Here is a 15,512-nt window from a genome sequence, read left to right as displayed (position 1 = left end):
CATCAAATGAAGCTTAATTTATGGACGAAAAACAATTGCAGGCTCTGGCTAATAAATTGGCCAAAAATCTCAAAACCCCTGACGATCTCAGCCAGTTCGATCGTCTGCTGAAGAAAATCAGCGTTGAGGCGGCTCTCAACGCCGAAATGTCCCACCATCTGGGCTACGATAAAAATCAGCCCAAACCGGGTGCCAACTCCCGCAACGGCTATTCCACAAAGACCGTTACCACCGGCGATGGTCCTCTGGAACTACGCACTCCGCGCGATCGTGACGGTTCTTTCGAACCGCAACTGGTGAAGAAAAACCAGACCCGGATCACCGGGATGGATAACCAGATTTTATCGTTGTACGCCAAAGGGATGACCACCCGCGAGATAGCGGCTGCGTTCAAAGAACTGTATGACGCGGATGTCTCACCGGCGCTGGTCTCGAAGGTCACCGATTCCGTGATGGAGCAGGTTACCGAATGGCAAAATCGCCCACTGGATGCAGTCTATCCTATTGTTTATCTTGACTGTATCGTCCTGAAGGTCCGGCAGGACAGTCGCGTTATCAATAAATCCGTGTTTCTGGCCCTGGGTATCAACATCGAAGGTCAGAAAGAACTGTTGGGTATGTCGCTGGCCGAAAACGAGGGCGCGAAGTTCTGGCTCAGTGTGCTGACAGAACTAAAAAACCGTGGTCTGAACGATATCCTCATCGCCTGTGTCGACGGTCTGAAAGGCTTTCCGGACGCCATCAACACCGTGTATCCGGAAGCCCGCATTCAGCTGTGCATCGTGCATATGGTGCGTAACAGCCTGCGGTTCGTCTCCTGGAAGGACTACAAAGCCGTCACACGCGACCTGAAAGCCATCTATCAGGCTTCCACGGAAGAAGCAGGCCAGCAGGCGCTGGAAGCGTTCGCCAGCGCATGGGACAGCCGCTACCCGCAGATAAGCCGGAGCTGGCAGACAAACTGGGCCAACCTGGCGACGTTCTTCGCTTACCCGGCAGACATCCGCAAGGTGATCTACACAACGAATGCCATAGAGTCGCTGAACAGCGTGATCCGGCATGCCATCAAAAAGCGTAAGGTGTTCCCGACGGATGACGCAGTGAAAAAGGTGGTGTGGCTGGCAATCCAGGCGGCGTCACAGAAATGGACAATGCCGCTTAGGGACTGGCGTATGGCGATGAGCCGCTTTATTATCGAGTTCGGTGACCGCCTGGACGGTCACTACTGAAAAAAGGCATTTACACAGAATCGTGTACAGGGTCAAAAAATTTATCTTGCCCGGTAATGGCTAAAAACTGTCGCGGATCAAGACTATCAACACTGACATTAATGTCCGTTAAACCGGCATTTTTCCACTGACTAACATTTTTGGCTAGTCGATAACCATTAGTAGTTAGGGCAATTTTCTTAATCGCATGGTTTTGTTTGATGGTAGCAATAACGTCAATAAAATCACGGCGCATGGTGGGTTCGCCGCCGGTTAAGCGAATTTTTTCGGTACCAAGCTCAGCGAAAGCTTTAGTCAGAAAAGCAATTTCCTGCAACGATAAAAAGGCTTGATCACCATTCGATTTATATCCATTAGGTAGACAATATGTGCAGCGAAAATTACATACATCCGTTATGGATAGCCTTAAGTAGTAGAATTTACGGGCAAAAGTATCAATAAGTTGAGTCATAATAACGCCTTTCCAAATACGGGAGATGCAGGCATTTCTACCTTGCACCCTGGTGGCTAATAAATGCCACAGCCTCAATACCCTATTTAAATGTTAAGTTCACAAACTTAGGTAAAAAGGCTAGGAGTTAATAACACCACATATAATAATAGCGTAATGTGATGATTGCTATAAATCTTATTGCTAAATATTTAAAAAAGCGATTAAGCACTCAAATCTATAGTTTGCAATTCAACAAGTTAATCAATTAGTGGAAAATAATGTAATATAAAAGAATGACAAAGTTATTGTTTAATATCACCTTAATTCAATAAGGTCTGATATTTGATAATCAATTATGTCAAACCGCTATCAGCAAATAATAAAATAGGGGAAGTAATGCATAATCGCAGTATTCTTAATAATTTAGGGCAAGTTGTCGCGCTGGGTGGTGATCATGGCTTGGGTCGGGTGATGTCATCCCTTGCCTTTCTAAATTCTCAATTAACAGGGATTGTCACTACAACTGATGATGGTGGCTCTACCGGTCGAATTCGCCGTTCTGAAGGTGGTATTGCCTGGGGAGATACGCGCAACTGTTTAAACCAATTAATTACGGAACCGTCGATTGCATCAACTATGTTTGAATATCGTTTTGCCGGTAACGGTGAACTTGGTGGCCATAATCTGGGTAACTTAATGCTAAAATCACTTGATCATCTCAGTGTTAGACCGTTAGATGCGATCAACTTAATCCGTAGTCTATTAAAAGTGGAGGCGCATCTTATTCCTATGTCCGAGCAACCAGCTGATTTACTGGCAATCGATTTGATGGGCAATAAAATCTATGGCGAAGTTAATGTTGATCAACTCACCTCACTACCACAAAAATTAATGTTATCTCCTCAGGTAAGTTGCACGCCAGAGGCTCTCGATGCTATCCATAATGCTGATTTGATCATCATTGGCCCAGGTAGCTTTTTAACCAGCCTGATGCCTTTATTTCTAATGAATGACCTAACGCAAGCATTACAAGCATGCCGGGCAGCAATCATCTATATTGGTAATCTTGGTAAAGAACTAAACCAACCCGCGGCCAATATGCAACTAACCGAAAAAATTGCAATGATTGAAAAACACATTGGCCAACAGAAAATTGATGCGGTTATCGCTGTTCCAGTAACCGATACATCAAGCCTACCAGATCGAATCGTGCTCCAAAGAAAACTGGCTGACCAAAATGTCTTTTACCGTCATGATCGAGACTTATTGCGCCAGGCTATTGAAGACATGGCACACAAAATTCATCAACTTAAACCTTTTAACTTATCTCCTTACCCGAATGCCAGCTAACGGCTTGCTTGACACCCACCCCGCCTTAGAGGGCGTGGCTGCACCGCACTGCGGATAAAAATTGTCTAATGCTTTAAGAATTAGCAATAAACTGTTCACGTAGCAATTGAATTTGATCGCGTAAACTGGCTGCTTGTTCAAATTCAAGATCTTGTGCATAACGATACATTTGTGCTTCTAACGCCTGAATTTTAAGCTCCAATTCTTTGGTCGAAAGTTTCTGATAATCTTCGATAATCGGTAATACTTGCGGTTGTTTATGTTTACCTTTTGCCGATACTGGTACACCGACTTGTAAAATATCGCCAACTTTTTTATTTAAACCTTTAGGTACAATACCATGCTGTTGATTAAAGGCGATTTGCTTTTCGCGACGACGTTCCGTTTCTTTAATCGCTTTTGCCATTGAATCAGTAACCTTATCGCCATATAAAATAGCTTTACCTTTCGGGTTACGCGCTGCACGCCCAATCGTTTGAATTAATGAACGCTCTGAACGTAAAAATCCTTCTTTATCTGCGTCTAAGATAGCAACTAGTGATACCTCTGGCATGTCCAACCCTTCACGCAACAAGTTGATGCCCACTAAAACATCAAATACGCCTAATCGCAAATCACGAATAATTTCGACCCGTTCAACGGTATCAATATCTGAATGCAAATAACGAACCTTTATGTCATGTTCTTGCAGATAATCGGTCAAATCTTCTGCCATTCTTTTGGTTAACGTTGTTACTAGTACCCGTTCATTTACCGCTGTACGCAAATTGATTTCAGATAACAGATCATCAACCTGAGTGGCTACCGGACGAACTTCAATTTCGGGATCGAGTAAGCCAGTTGGCCGCACAACTTGCTCAATAATTTCATTTGCCGATTTTTCCAATTCATACTTACCTGGCGTGGCAGAAATATAAATTGTTTGTGGGGAAAGTGCTTCAAATTCCTCAAAACGTAATGGGCGATTATCCAACGCAGAAGGTAAGCGAAAACCATATTCTACCAATGTCTCTTTACGCGAGCGATCACCACGATACATACCGCCAATTTGTGGGATGGTGACATGCGATTCATCAATAACTAATAAACCATCTGCGGGTAAATAGTCAAACAACGTTGGTGGTGGTTCACCGGTTGCACGGCCAGAAAGATAACGTGAATAATTTTCAATACCAGAACAATAACCCAATTCATTCATCATCTCTAAATCAAACTGGGTACGCTGTGTTAACCGCTGCTCTTCAACAAGTTTACTATTTTCCAGTAGTAATTTACGTCTTTGTGCCAATTCAGTTTTAATCTGCTCCATGGCTTCAAGGATACGCTCACGCGGAGTTACATAGTGGGTTTTAGGATAAATGGTAAATCGCGGTACATTATGTTGGATCTGTCCGGTTAAGGGATCAAAAAGCGCTAGCCGTTCTACTTCCTCATCAAATAATTCAACTCTTAACGCATATTGATCTGATTCGGCAGGAAAAATATCAATCACTTCCCCCCTAACTCTAAATGTACCTCGCTGAAATGCTTGATCATTGCGGCTATATTGCAAATCGGCCAGACGGCATAAGATAGCTCGCTGATCAATAATCATACCTTTGGTTAAATGAAGCATCATTTTTAGATAGCTATCAGGATCACCTAAACCATAAATCGCTGATACCGAAGCAACAACAATAACATCACGTCTTTCAAGCAATGCTTTAGTGGCAGAGAGTCGCATCTGTTCAATATGTTCGTTAATAGAAGCATCTTTTTCAATAAAGGTATCGGAACTTGGAACATACGCTTCTGGTTGATAATAATCATAATAAGAAACAAAATATTCCACAGCATTGTCAGGGAAAAAAGCCTTCATCTCACTATATAATTGTGCAGCCAACGTCTTATTGTGAGCCATTACCATTACCGGGCGGTTAACCTGCTCAATAACATTAGCGATAGTGAATGTTTTACCCGATCCAGTGACACCAAGTAAGGTTTGATGAGCCAATCCATCATTAAGACCTTCGATTAATTTCTTTATCGCTGCAGGCTGATCACCGGCAGGTTGAAATTCAGCATGCAATTTGAAGACTTTACTCATCTAAGCCTCTCTACTAAAAATATTTCTTTATCATACTGGATAAAAAAACAGTTTCAATGACAGCAGAAATAAAAACCCAGTTTCATCCACAACCAATTATTTACATATATCTATCATTTTGATAACTTAGTTATCCCCAAGCTTTTTTTACCTTGAATTATATTTTATGCTAATCAGCCAATGTAAAACTTTATTATATATCATTTCAGACTTGATTTTATATAACATGTTAATATTTATAAAATTTTACTTCAGAGCCGAGAATGGCATCAACTGCTCGCCAAGCCTGATCCCATCTCGGTTAGAGTAACTTTTCTAGATCTAATACACAAGGTTATCCACAGGAATAGTGGATAACTCAAGAAATTCTTTTCAGCACCAATAGTTGTAAGATTTTCACTTGAGCATTGGCAAAAATTTTTGCCAAAAAAATAATCACAAAAAAAAATTTTTTTATAAGCAAAAAAAAGAAAAATAGCATTTCATTTGTTGCAATTAAGCTAATTCAAGCAAAATATGGCTAAAGCGGTATAACGCTTTAGCCCCAAAATTACTCCTATTACAGTAGGTTATCTAAATTGACAAATTTGCCAATCGAATGAGATTGCCAATTCGGCAAATGCGGAATCACGCCTAAACATGGTGCTGACAGCCGTTGCTGTAATGTTAACAAATAATCCTGCTGATATTGACCCGGTAAAATAATTTCATTAGCCACCCAGCCTGCCAATAATAAGCCACTTTGCTCAATGGCCTGTGCGGTTAATATTGCATGGTTAATACAACCCAATTTAATGCCAACTGTTAATATCACTGGCAATTGCTGTTGTATAACCCAATCAGCCAAAGTGTGCTCAGCACAAAGCGGTGTATACCATCCACCAGCACCTTCGACAATAATCCAGTTAGCAGATTGTGTTAATTTATTTAATCCTGTATGCATTATTTGCCAATCGATAAACTCCCCTGTTAGTTGACTAGCAATATGGGGTGAAGTTGCTTGAGCAAAAACGATCGGATTAACATCATGGTAATTCAGTTTCACGCTACTATTTTTTCTTAATAATTGAGCATCTGAATTTCTTAAGCCAATGGTTAACTGTTCACTGCCTGAGGCTACCGGTTTATAGCCCGCTGTTTGATAACCCTGATCGGCAGCCGCTTGTAGTAGCGCACAGCTGACGACAGTCTTACCCACATCTGTGTCAGTTCCGGTGACAAAAAAACATCTATTCACGATATAACATTCCATAAACCAGTTGATAAGTTAAAGGAAATTGCTGATTAATATGAGGATAATGATCAACCAGTTTAGCTAACTGATTTTTTGTCATTAGACCCTGCTGCTGACGCCCATCCGTTAGATAAGTCGCGCCAATACCCTTTATAGATTGAAGTAAACAGGCAAATGTAGGGTAAGTTAAATGCCAGCAACGCTGTTCTAAACTATGCGGCCAATCACGACAAGCCTGCTTAATTTGTTCAAAAGTCATAAAAGAATTAATGTGCCGGTTATTATCAACTTTTTGCCAACACTGTTGTAGCTCTTGTAATGAGCCATCGACTAAAGTAGAAAAAGCAACGACCCCACCCTTTTTAGTAACACGATATAACTCACTTAATGGGGTAGATAAATTACTACACCACTGAATAGCAAGATGACTAAAACAGAGATCAACACTTTCATTGGCCAGTGGTAACCTCTCCATATCTGCTTGGATATAGCTCATAGCCGCTTGCTTTTGTTGAGCAATGGCTAACATTGATGCCGACAGATCGAGGGCAATAACCCGTTTTCCGGCTAACTGCCACTGCGCACTGAAATAGCCGGTACCACAGCCCGCATCCAGCACTTTTTTACCAGGTATTGCAGATAAGCAATTAAACAGATGTTGGCCACTTTGTTGTTGAAATAAGGCAATATTGTCGTAATTTTTGGCCGCCCGCCCAAAAGCATGAGCAATCGCTTGCTTATTCATCGGCGTCGTTGTTGAAGAAGTCATTTAATGTTTCCATTAACTGTGCAATATCGGTTAATTGATGATTTGCCATTAAAGTGATCCTTAATCTTGCACTACCCGCTGGTACCGTTGGCGGCCGAATAGCTTGCACCCAAAATCCTTGCTGGCGTAAAAATTGAGATAACTGTAAACAACGTTGATTACTACCAACAATAAGTGGCTGAATTGCGCTAGTTGAATTTAATAGTGGCAATTGAAAGTGGTTAGCTAATTGACGAAAATAATCGATATTGCGCTGTAAATTGGCTCTTAATTCATCTGCTTGACGAATTTGTCTAACCGCCTCAGTTAATGCCACTGCTTGAGCCGGAGGCATTGAAGTACTATAAATCAAATGGCGAGCATATTGCAGAAAATAGTCAGCGGTGTTTTCATCACAAAGCAGTGCCGCACCACTAAGACCAAAAGCTTTACCAAATGTCACCACCAGCAGTTCAGGCTTTATCTTATGTAGATAACAACTACCTCTGCCTTCATGGCCTCTTACGCCAATACCATGGGCATCATCCACTAATAACCACGCCTGCGCTTGCCGCGTCACTGCATGTAATTGAGCTAAAGGGGCACTATCGCCATCCATACTAAATATACCTTCAGTGGCAACCAGTGTTTTACCATTATGATTGGTCGCCAAAAGATGCCTTAAGGTGTCAGGTTGATTGTGGGCAAAACGTTGTAATCTAGCTGGCGATAACATCGCAGCTTCCAGCAAGGATGCATGACTGAGTTTATCGGCCACAATATGATCGTTTTTGTTCATTAAGGCCGTTATTACACTTTGATTTGCCGCATAGCCGGAAATAAATAACAAAGCACGGGGATAACCTAACCAATCGGCAAGCTGTTGCTCTAATTGGGCGTGAGCGCAATTAAAACCGATAACATGACCAGAGCTTCCACTACCTGTTCCATATTGGCTTAATCCTGTTTGCCAGGCTTTAATAATTGCCACATGATGACTTAATCCCAGATAATCATTACTTGAAAAATTGACATACTGCTGTTGTTCAAAGATTAGCGTACACGCATCATTTTTTTTATTAGCTGCCGCTGCCGCCACAATGCTTGCTGCTTGCGCATATCAAGTTGACGAGTTAAAAATGTTGACCAATTCATTATAGTGCCGCGTTATAAAACTGTTCCGTATCCACTTGCATCATCGCTTCTTCCAGCCGCTCAATTTGCTGGTGGTGAGTCAAGGCGGTTGCAAGCGGTTGAGGATTAATATTTAGCTTGCGAAAAAGTTGCTGATCTTTATCTTCTTTGGGATTAGCCGCCGTCAATAACTTACAGCCATAAAAGAGGGAGTTAGCCCCGGCCATAAAACAGAGTGCTTGCATCTGTTCATTCATCTGTTCACGGCCAGCAGAAAGCCGGACAAAGGAGGTTGGCATCATAATACGGGCAACAGCGATGGTGCGAATAAAGTCAAAAGGATCGACATCTTCATTATCTTCAAGGGGCGTGCCTTTTATTTTTATTAGCATATTAATCGGCACACTTTCAGGAGCCTGCGGTAAATTAGCTAATTGAACCAATAGCGCCGCCCGATCAGTCAACTTTTCACCTAAACCAACAATTCCACCAGAGCATACCTTCATGCCTGCCTGACGAACTACATCAATCGTATCCAGCCGTTCTTGATAGGTTCGAGTGGTAATAATACTGCCATAAAATTCAGGTGAGGTGTCCAAATTGTGATTGTAATAATCAAGTCCAGCCTCCGCTAACCGGTGTGCTTGCTGATCATTTAATTTACCCAGAGTCATGCAGGTTTCTAGGCCTAACGCTTTGACTTCTTTCACCATGGTTTCGAGATAAGGCATATCGCGTTCATGGGGATTACGCCAGGCAGCGCCCATACAAAAACGGGTTGAACCGGCTTTTTTGGCTTGTTTAGCCGATTCGATCACTTGCTGGACTTCTAATAGTCGCTCGGCTTTTAATCCGGTTTTATAGCGAGCACTTTGTGGGCAATATTTGCAATCTTCCGGGCAGGCGCCGGTTTTAATGGAGAGTAAAGAACTAATCTGGATCTGTTGCGGATCAAAATGTTGACGAAGAACTTGCTGAGCTTGAAAAAGTAATGCAAAAAAAGGTAAATCAAATAGTGCTTGTGCCTGGCTAAGTGTCCATGGTTTTTCCATCTTCACCATTCTCTCTTCTGAAACAAAAAGTATTGCCAGTTTAAATAACTGCGTTATCATGTCAACTAAAATAAATATAATTAGTTGACTATGGATAATGAAAATCGACGATCTTAATTTTGATGCGAAACATATTTGGCACCCATACACTTCAATGACCAAACCAATACCAGCCTATCCTGTCGTACGCGCTTCAGGTGTCGAACTTGAATTAGCTGATGGCAGAAAATTGATTGATGGTATGGCTTCCTGGTGGGCAGCAATTCACGGCTATAACCATCCCGTACTCAATCAAGCCGCTACAGAGCAATTAACGAAAATGTCCCATGTAATGTTTGGCGGCATCACACATCCAGCAGCGACTGCTTTGTGCCGACAATTAATCGATATAACTGATGATAAATTAGAGTGTATTTTTCTGGCTGATTCCGGCTCAGTTGCGGTCGAGGTGGCATTAAAAATGGCATTACAATATTGGCAGGCACGAGGCGAAGCGCGCCACCAGTTTATTGCCTTACAACAAGGATATCATGGTGATACCTTTGGTGCTATGTCAGTTTGCGATCCCGAAAACTCGATGCATAGTCTTTATCGAGGCTATCTACCCGAACATATTTTCGTGCAAGCGCCTCAATGCGGTTTTTATCAACAATGGCAAGCTGACTTTCTGATCCCATTACAAAAAATACTAACCGAACGGGCAGACAAAATTGCTGCCATTATCGTTGAGCCGATCGTTCAGGGAGCGGGCGGTATGCGAATTTATCACCCTAATTATTTGACGGCTGTGAGAGAATTATGCGATCGCTATAATATTTTGCTGATTGCCGATGAAATCGCCACCGGGTTTGGCCGTACCGGCAAATTATTTGCTTGTCAACACAGCGGCATTACGCCGGATATTTTATGTTTAGGTAAAGCGCTAACCGGTGGTTATGTTACTCTGTCAGCCACTCTGACCAGCCGTTCTATCGCAGAGACTATCAGCCTAGGTAAAGCCGGCTGTTTTATGCATGGGCCCACTTTTATGGGCAACCCACTAGCCTGCGCGATCGCTGATGCGAGCATAACATTACTAAGGAATAGCCCATGGCAGAAATGGGTGAAAAACATTGAAACTCAATTAATGGCTGAACTCTACCCACTGCGAGATCAACCGCAAGTTGCTGACGTGCGAGTTTTAGGCGCAATTGGTGTTGTTGAAATGAAAAGCCCCGTCAATGTGCCTGAATTACAACGTCATTTTGTTGCTGAGGGAGTCTGGATCCGGCCATTTGGTAAATTAATTTATTTAATGCCACCCTATATTATTACCGCTGAACAGCTGACTAAGTTAACGCAAGCGATAAAAAAAATAGTCATCAAGCTGTAAATTAAAAATAATTTAGTTTTCAATTATATGGGTCGTGATCCACATCGGCCCTTTGCCAACCGGATACCGATCTAATGCTTGTAGCACGCCAGTCACCGCATCTATTTTATAAACCGCAATATGATCGGACTTTTGGCCTGCAGCCAGCAAAAAATGACCGCTTTGATCAATATTGAAGCCACGCGGTTGAGTTTCGGTTGCATAAGCTGCCATCGGCGTTAATACTAACCCCTCTGCTGTCACCTCGAAGTGGCGAATAATACTGGCAGAACGTTCACTAGTATAAAGATGACGACCATTTGGCGTAATGTGGATATCGGCAGCCCAAGGTTTACATGCCGCTCCGGCAGCTAAAATGTTACAATTTTGCTTTTGCTGATAAGGTTCAAATGCAGAATAAACATTAATGGTGGCATCTAGCTCATTTAAACAATAAAAAGCGGTGTGGTTGGGCGAAAATGCTAAATGGCGGGGCCCTGCGCCTTCGTTAGTTGTGATCCGATAGGCAACCTGTTCGGTTAAATGTCCATTGTCATTGATGGTATAAACGCGGATCTGATCTTCCCCTAGACAAGGGACAAACAAGTGTGAATTATCAAAACTTACTCCCGATGCATGGGGATGTTTTAAATCGCCAATAACTTGAATTGGTGATTGAGCGATCCCCAGTTGATCAACCGGTAACACCATTAAATTACCTTGATGGTAAGAGGGAATAAATAACCAACGCCCCTGATTATCAGTTTCAATATGGGTTGGCGTGGCAGGAATAGCGGTAATGGCCTGTTGGCTGAGTTTTCCTTCAGCTGAAATAAGATAAGTAATAATCGCAAAATCAGGACGGATACCAACATAAAGGTGTCGACCATCACGACTAATCTGCATCGGCTGTACTTCACCTGGTAATGTCAACTGTTGCAATAATGTCAGTTTGCCCTTTTCATCCATTGACCAAACATGAATTTGCTTGCTTTCTGGACTGGCAACATACACCACCTGTTTCATTGCTTAACTCCTCAGAAATGATTCGACAAAATAGCCTCAGTTATCATATCCGATTTGCTGCTAAATAATGACAAAAATAGCCGAATGGTTAATAAAAAAATTTATGCATCAGCTGACTGATGTCACTATATTGCAGGTTTTTATAAATTATCACTGTGTGACTAAAGTTTATATTTACCGATAATAATTACTTGACTGTTGAGAGCCATTGAATATAGCCTTATTCAACTAAATTTAGTATTCAGATTATCACCAATTAAATTAAATCCTATAAAAAATCTGTTGTTAAAAAGTAAAAAAATAATATTATATAAATATATAAGATATTTTTTTGTTAATAAAAATATTTTAACAAAAACGCAATACAATCAATATAGCCATTAAATATTTAATATAAATTTCACATTATTGTTTACTGTAAGCAACATATAAGCCGAGTTTATTTGACCAATCGCTTTTTTGACCAATCGCTTTATATAAATTTTATCAGTCTCGCATAATTAAGTCATAAATAACATCAGAAAGCCGTGAGCAAAATTTTAAAATAATAAACCGAAAATATCAGGATGAGCAGATTAACACCATTAAGTGTTAACAAAAAGTTAAGGAATAGTAATGAAACCCCGCGAAAATTTAATGGTAGACTTAGAAACCATGGGCATGGGCAGTTGCGCCGCCATTGTAGCAATCGGTGCGGTTTTTTTTGATCCAACAACCGGTGAAACCGGTGCTGCCTTTTATCAAGCTGTCGATCTCTCTTCATCAATGTCTGCCGGTGGAACAGTTAATGGCGAAACCATAAAATGGTGGTTATGCCAATCTAATGAAGCTCGAGCAACGATTGCCAAAAAAAGTTTACCGCTAATTGATAATGTTCTGCGTGAATTACATTTCTGGGCGCGCGAAAATGCACAAGAACGAATGGATGGTTTAAAAGTCTGGGGGAAAAGCGCTAATTTTGTCTTAAGAGGCGCTTATGAAAGATCAAATTTAACCCCTTTTTGGCATGTCGGTAATGATCGTGATGTACACACTATTATCGATATGGGAATGAACCTTGGCTTTAATCTACAAAGTGAGCTGTCAATGGTTAAAACGCAAGATAATGCGCTTTATCAAGTGAACCATGTTGCCAATATTTGGCAAAAAATTATCCAACATGAGGGGTGAAAATTTATTCCTGCTAATGAAAATTACCAATGATTAATATCAAATACCAATAAACTCACATTACACTAAATTATTTGATAAAAGCTAGCTAAGTAGAAATAGCTAGCAATTAATAATAGTAAATATTGCATAATACAAAAGTTTGCAAATCTGATTTGAAATTATAATATTGGTTACTTCACACACTAAAAATGACTATTAATATTATTTAGCTTGCATATCCACATCGACAACTTGATAAAAAGCATTTGCCGTATCACCAATTGACCAAACACCTAAAATAACTTGATAACCAGTGCGTTGTGGAACATCAAAATAAATCTGATCTTTAGCTGGCATCTCACCACCGTCAAAACGCTCACAGAATGGTTTTAAATCAAAAGAGGCACGGGTTAATGGTGCATTGGGATTCCAATCCTGTTTAGTAATAAAAAACTCCCATTTTTCTGTTCTGTGTGCCTGAGTTAGCGACCAACGAAAGGTGTTTTTGCCTGAAGTTAGCGGTACTTTTTTTCAGCGATCAACACTTTGTTCGTTGAGTTTATAAAATGATGAATTATCACCACTGGCTATCTTACCATCACGAGCACCGCCTTGCGGAAAACCTTTCGGCCCTTCAATAGACATAGGATCATATTCAACAGCGCCACAATTATTATTTTCATGTATCCAACATAAAACTGCCCGGCTCTTAGGTTCAAAAATAAAACCATGCTGTGGTTCCGGTTTTGCAGATGCAGTTGCAATATTGGCAGCACACATGAGTGCTAACGGAGCTAATAGTAATTTACTTTTCATTTAATACATCCCTTAAATAATTTCTACTTTTAATAATTAACACTATTTTTATATAACATTACTTACAGCAGGCTAAATTATTATGCCGATAAAACTAAAATATCAATTTAATTAATCTATTTTTTGCTTAAAAAAACATTTCACTTAAATATAACCTGAGTTCGGGATAAGCGTTAGTTATGAGAAAATAAAAATAGCTCATTTATCAATAAAAACCTTTTAAAATCAATAAAATGATAAAAAAAGGAATATTTTTAGTTGGTTGTAGGTTAAAAAATAAGCTATTTTCTCTGCTAAAATCATGAAAAAAGCCAAAATTTAGCACTGTTTTATGTAATAATTTTAATTTAAGTAATTGAATATATAATGAAAAAATTTATATTCCTTATCCCGAACTCAGGTTAAATATAAATAAAATAAAAAATTAATATATTGGCCTTTATGTAAAAAATTATGACCATCAAATAACAAATAAAATAATATATTAAATAGGATATAAATATAATTTCAGCAAATCTTAGTTAAATTATTCTAACGTTATATTTAATAATAATAAGAATTTTAATTCATAAATAATCCATTTTTATAAAATATAATAAATTAATATCTAATTTATCATCTAACCAAAATATCAGTTAAAATTAACAACCATCAGCATAATAAATTTAAATACTAATATTAAAATACGCTGTTCAGATAGAAGCATTTATTGTTAAAAAAGGCAATAAATATCGATTTAAAATTAACAACATTGACATTAAATTAAAAAAAATGTCCATTTATTAACTCAACGGGCCAAAAATTTTGCTGCTTATTAATATTCAATTATGTTGCTAGTTTATTGTCCCCTAGGGTAATTATTTATTTTTTCTGGTTTAGTTAACGTCTATTATTCGATATGATTAGATTTGGAAAAATTTATCGGTTTGCACCTGTAAAATAAATAATTTACTAAGTTACATTGTTTAAAATTACTAGCTAGATTAAATGCTATATCACTATTTAATGAGGCTGATTTATGTCATATCGCGTCATCGCTTTAGATCTCGATGGTACCCTATTGGATCCACAAAAACAGATCTTGCCACAATCTTTAGCAGCTATAAACCAAGCTCGTCGCCAAGGGATCAAAGTTATTATTGCTACCGGCCGCCATCACGTTGCTATTCACCCATTTTATCAAGCACTGAATTTAGATACGCCGGCAATTTGTTGCAATGGTACTTATCTCTATGACTATCATGCTAAAAAAGTGCTGGAATCGGATCCGTTATCAGCAGCAGAAGCGACTAAGGTAGTTGCCTATTTACAAGGTACCGATATCAACCACTTGATGTATGTTGATGACGCCATGCTATATCAACAACATAATGATGCTATTGAACGAACATTGAAATGGGCAGATTCTTTACCTGAAAATCAACGTCCGAATATCCATAAAATTGACGATTTTAATACAGCAATCCAACAGCTTACGGCTATTTGGAAATTTGCCACTTGTACGCCTGATATCGAAAAATTACGTACTTTTAGCCAAACTATTCAACAAGAGCTGGAGCTTGCTTGTGAGTGGTCATGGTTTGATCAAGTTGATATTGCTAAAAAAGGCAATAGCAAAGGTTTGCGTTTACAACGTTGGGTCGAATCACAAGGTTTGACGATGAAAGATGTGATAGCTTTTGGTGATAATTTCAATGATGTCAGCATGCTGACTGCCGCAGGCCTCGGCGTTGCAATGGGTAATAGCTGTGATGAGGTGAAAAAACATGCTGATATAATTACCGATCAAAATAGCGCGCCAGGGATCGCTCAAGTGATCGAAAAATATGTGTTATAAAGGCTGTAAAGCTATTTGCACAACTGACTAACAATCTTTGTTAGCAAATATTGCATCATCATTA

General features: G+C 39.7%; 10 protein-coding genes, 3 pseudogenes and 1 riboswitch. Of the genes and pseudogenes, 5 read left to right on the top strand and 8 right to left on the bottom strand.

Annotation, left to right across the window (positions count from 1 at the left end):
- Nucleotides 1-20 precede the first annotated feature (20 nt).
- Entirely contained in the window at nucleotides 21-1,229 is a 1,209-nt protein-coding gene (locus tag V3224_RS02660) for an IS256 family transposase (protein WP_334468370.1), read from the top strand.
- A gap of 34 nt (nucleotides 1,230-1,263) precedes the next feature.
- Here V3224_RS02660 and V3224_RS02655 read toward each other — a convergent pair.
- Nucleotides 1,264-1,680 (bottom strand): annotated as a pseudogene (locus V3224_RS02655) (radical SAM protein); the annotation flags it as partial.
- Nucleotides 1,670-1,819: riboswitch (molybdenum cofactor riboswitch) on the bottom strand. (Overlaps the previous pseudogene by 11 nt.)
- Nucleotides 1,820-2,058: 239 nt before the next feature.
- On the opposite strand from V3224_RS02655, the gene V3224_RS02650 reads away from it, so the two are divergent.
- Nucleotides 2,059-3,012 carry a gluconeogenesis factor YvcK family protein gene (locus tag V3224_RS02650; RefSeq protein ID WP_334468369.1) on the top strand — a complete coding sequence of 318 codons (954 nt, stop codon included), beginning with the start codon at nucleotides 2,059-2,061 and terminating at the stop codon, nucleotides 3,010-3,012.
- A 73-nt stretch (nucleotides 3,013-3,085) separates the two neighbouring features.
- On the opposite strand, the gene uvrB is transcribed toward V3224_RS02650, so the two are convergent.
- The 5 genes and pseudogenes from uvrB to bioB all read right to left on the bottom strand — a co-directional run bounded on the left by uvrB (nucleotide 3,086) and on the right by bioB (nucleotide 9,266).
- A complete protein-coding gene (uvrB, locus tag V3224_RS02645; RefSeq protein WP_334468367.1) occupies nucleotides 3,086-5,098 on the bottom strand; it encodes an excinuclease ABC subunit UvrB in 2,013 nt (670 codons plus the stop codon).
- Nucleotides 5,099-5,657: 559 nt separating this feature from the next.
- A complete protein-coding gene (gene bioD / locus V3224_RS02640) occupies nucleotides 5,658-6,350 on the bottom strand; it encodes a dethiobiotin synthase (protein WP_334468366.1) in 693 nt (230 codons plus the stop codon).
- The gene (bioC, locus tag V3224_RS02635; RefSeq protein WP_334468365.1) at nucleotides 6,328-7,101 is read right to left on the bottom strand and encodes a malonyl-ACP O-methyltransferase BioC; all 774 of its coding nucleotides are present in this window, start codon (nucleotides 7,099-7,101) and stop codon (nucleotides 6,328-6,330) included. Before bioC ends, bioD begins: the two co-directional genes overlap by 23 nt.
- Nucleotides 7,070-8,235, bottom strand: a pseudogene (gene bioF / locus V3224_RS02630) (8-amino-7-oxononanoate synthase). The gene bioC and the pseudogene bioF overlap by 32 nt, the downstream one beginning before the upstream one ends.
- Nucleotides 8,235-9,266: a biotin synthase BioB gene (gene bioB / locus V3224_RS02625; protein ID WP_442889839.1), complete on the bottom strand. Its 1,032-nt coding sequence runs from the start codon at nucleotides 9,264-9,266 to the stop codon at nucleotides 8,235-8,237. The pseudogene bioF and the gene bioB overlap by 1 nt, the downstream one beginning before the upstream one ends.
- 97 nt (nucleotides 9,267-9,363) lie before the next feature.
- Here bioB and bioA point away from each other — a divergent pair, with 97 nt between their 5' ends.
- Entirely contained in the window at nucleotides 9,364-10,638 is a 1,275-nt protein-coding gene (gene bioA / locus V3224_RS02620; protein WP_334468363.1) for an adenosylmethionine--8-amino-7-oxononanoate transaminase, read from the top strand.
- A 12-nt stretch (nucleotides 10,639-10,650) separates the two neighbouring features.
- Here the strand turns inward: bioA and pgl are convergent, their stop codons facing one another.
- Entirely contained in the window at nucleotides 10,651-11,643 is a 993-nt protein-coding gene (pgl, locus tag V3224_RS02615) for a 6-phosphogluconolactonase (RefSeq protein ID WP_334468362.1), read from the bottom strand.
- A gap of 615 nt (nucleotides 11,644-12,258) precedes the next feature.
- On the opposite strand from pgl, the gene V3224_RS02610 reads away from it, so the two are divergent.
- Nucleotides 12,259-12,813, top strand: coding sequence for a 3'-5' exonuclease (locus V3224_RS02610; RefSeq protein ID WP_334468360.1), 555 nt, complete (start codon nucleotides 12,259-12,261; stop codon nucleotides 12,811-12,813).
- A 204-nt stretch (nucleotides 12,814-13,017) separates the two neighbouring features.
- Here the strand turns inward: V3224_RS02610 and V3224_RS02605 are convergent.
- Nucleotides 13,018-13,575, bottom strand: a pseudogene (locus V3224_RS02605) (lytic polysaccharide monooxygenase).
- 1,054 nt (nucleotides 13,576-14,629) lie between these two features.
- Here V3224_RS02605 and V3224_RS02600 point away from each other — a divergent pair.
- Entirely contained in the window at nucleotides 14,630-15,448 is an 819-nt protein-coding gene (locus tag V3224_RS02600; protein ID WP_334468359.1) for a pyridoxal phosphatase, read from the top strand.
- Nucleotides 15,449-15,512 lie beyond the last annotated feature (64 nt).

This window comes from Arsenophonus sp. PmNCSU2021_1 (assembly GCF_036919435.1).
GTDB classification, from domain to species: Bacteria; Pseudomonadota; Gammaproteobacteria; order Enterobacterales; family Enterobacteriaceae; genus Arsenophonus; species Arsenophonus nilaparvatae.
This window is presented reverse-complemented; position numbering and strand designations above follow the sequence as displayed.

Excerpts from the sequence above, each read along its gene's own strand:
- V3224_RS02660 (WP_334468370.1), top strand. The coding sequence starts at position 21 with ATGGACGAAAAACAATTGCAGGCTCTGGCTAATAAATTGGCCAAAAAT.
- V3224_RS02650 (WP_334468369.1), top strand. The coding sequence starts at position 2,059 with ATGCATAATCGCAGTATTCTTAATAATTTAGGGCAAGTTGTCGCGCTG.
- uvrB (WP_334468367.1), bottom strand. The coding sequence starts at position 5,098 with ATGAGTAAAGTCTTCAAATTGCATGCTGAATTTCAACCTGCCGGTGAT.
- bioD (WP_334468366.1), bottom strand. The coding sequence starts at position 6,350 with ATGGAATGTTATATCGTGAATAGATGTTTTTTTGTCACCGGAACTGAC.
- bioC (WP_334468365.1), bottom strand. The coding sequence starts at position 7,101 with ATGACTTCTTCAACAACGACGCCGATGAATAAGCAAGCGATTGCTCAT.
- bioB (WP_442889839.1), bottom strand. The coding sequence starts at position 9,266 with ATGGAAAAACCATGGACACTTAGCCAGGCACAAGCACTATTTGATTTA.
- bioA (WP_334468363.1), top strand. The coding sequence starts at position 9,364 with ATGAAAATCGACGATCTTAATTTTGATGCGAAACATATTTGGCACCCA.
- pgl (WP_334468362.1), bottom strand. The coding sequence starts at position 11,643 with ATGAAACAGGTGGTGTATGTTGCCAGTCCAGAAAGCAAGCAAATTCAT.
- V3224_RS02610 (WP_334468360.1), top strand. The coding sequence starts at position 12,259 with ATGAAACCCCGCGAAAATTTAATGGTAGACTTAGAAACCATGGGCATG.
- V3224_RS02600 (WP_334468359.1), top strand. The coding sequence starts at position 14,630 with ATGTCATATCGCGTCATCGCTTTAGATCTCGATGGTACCCTATTGGAT.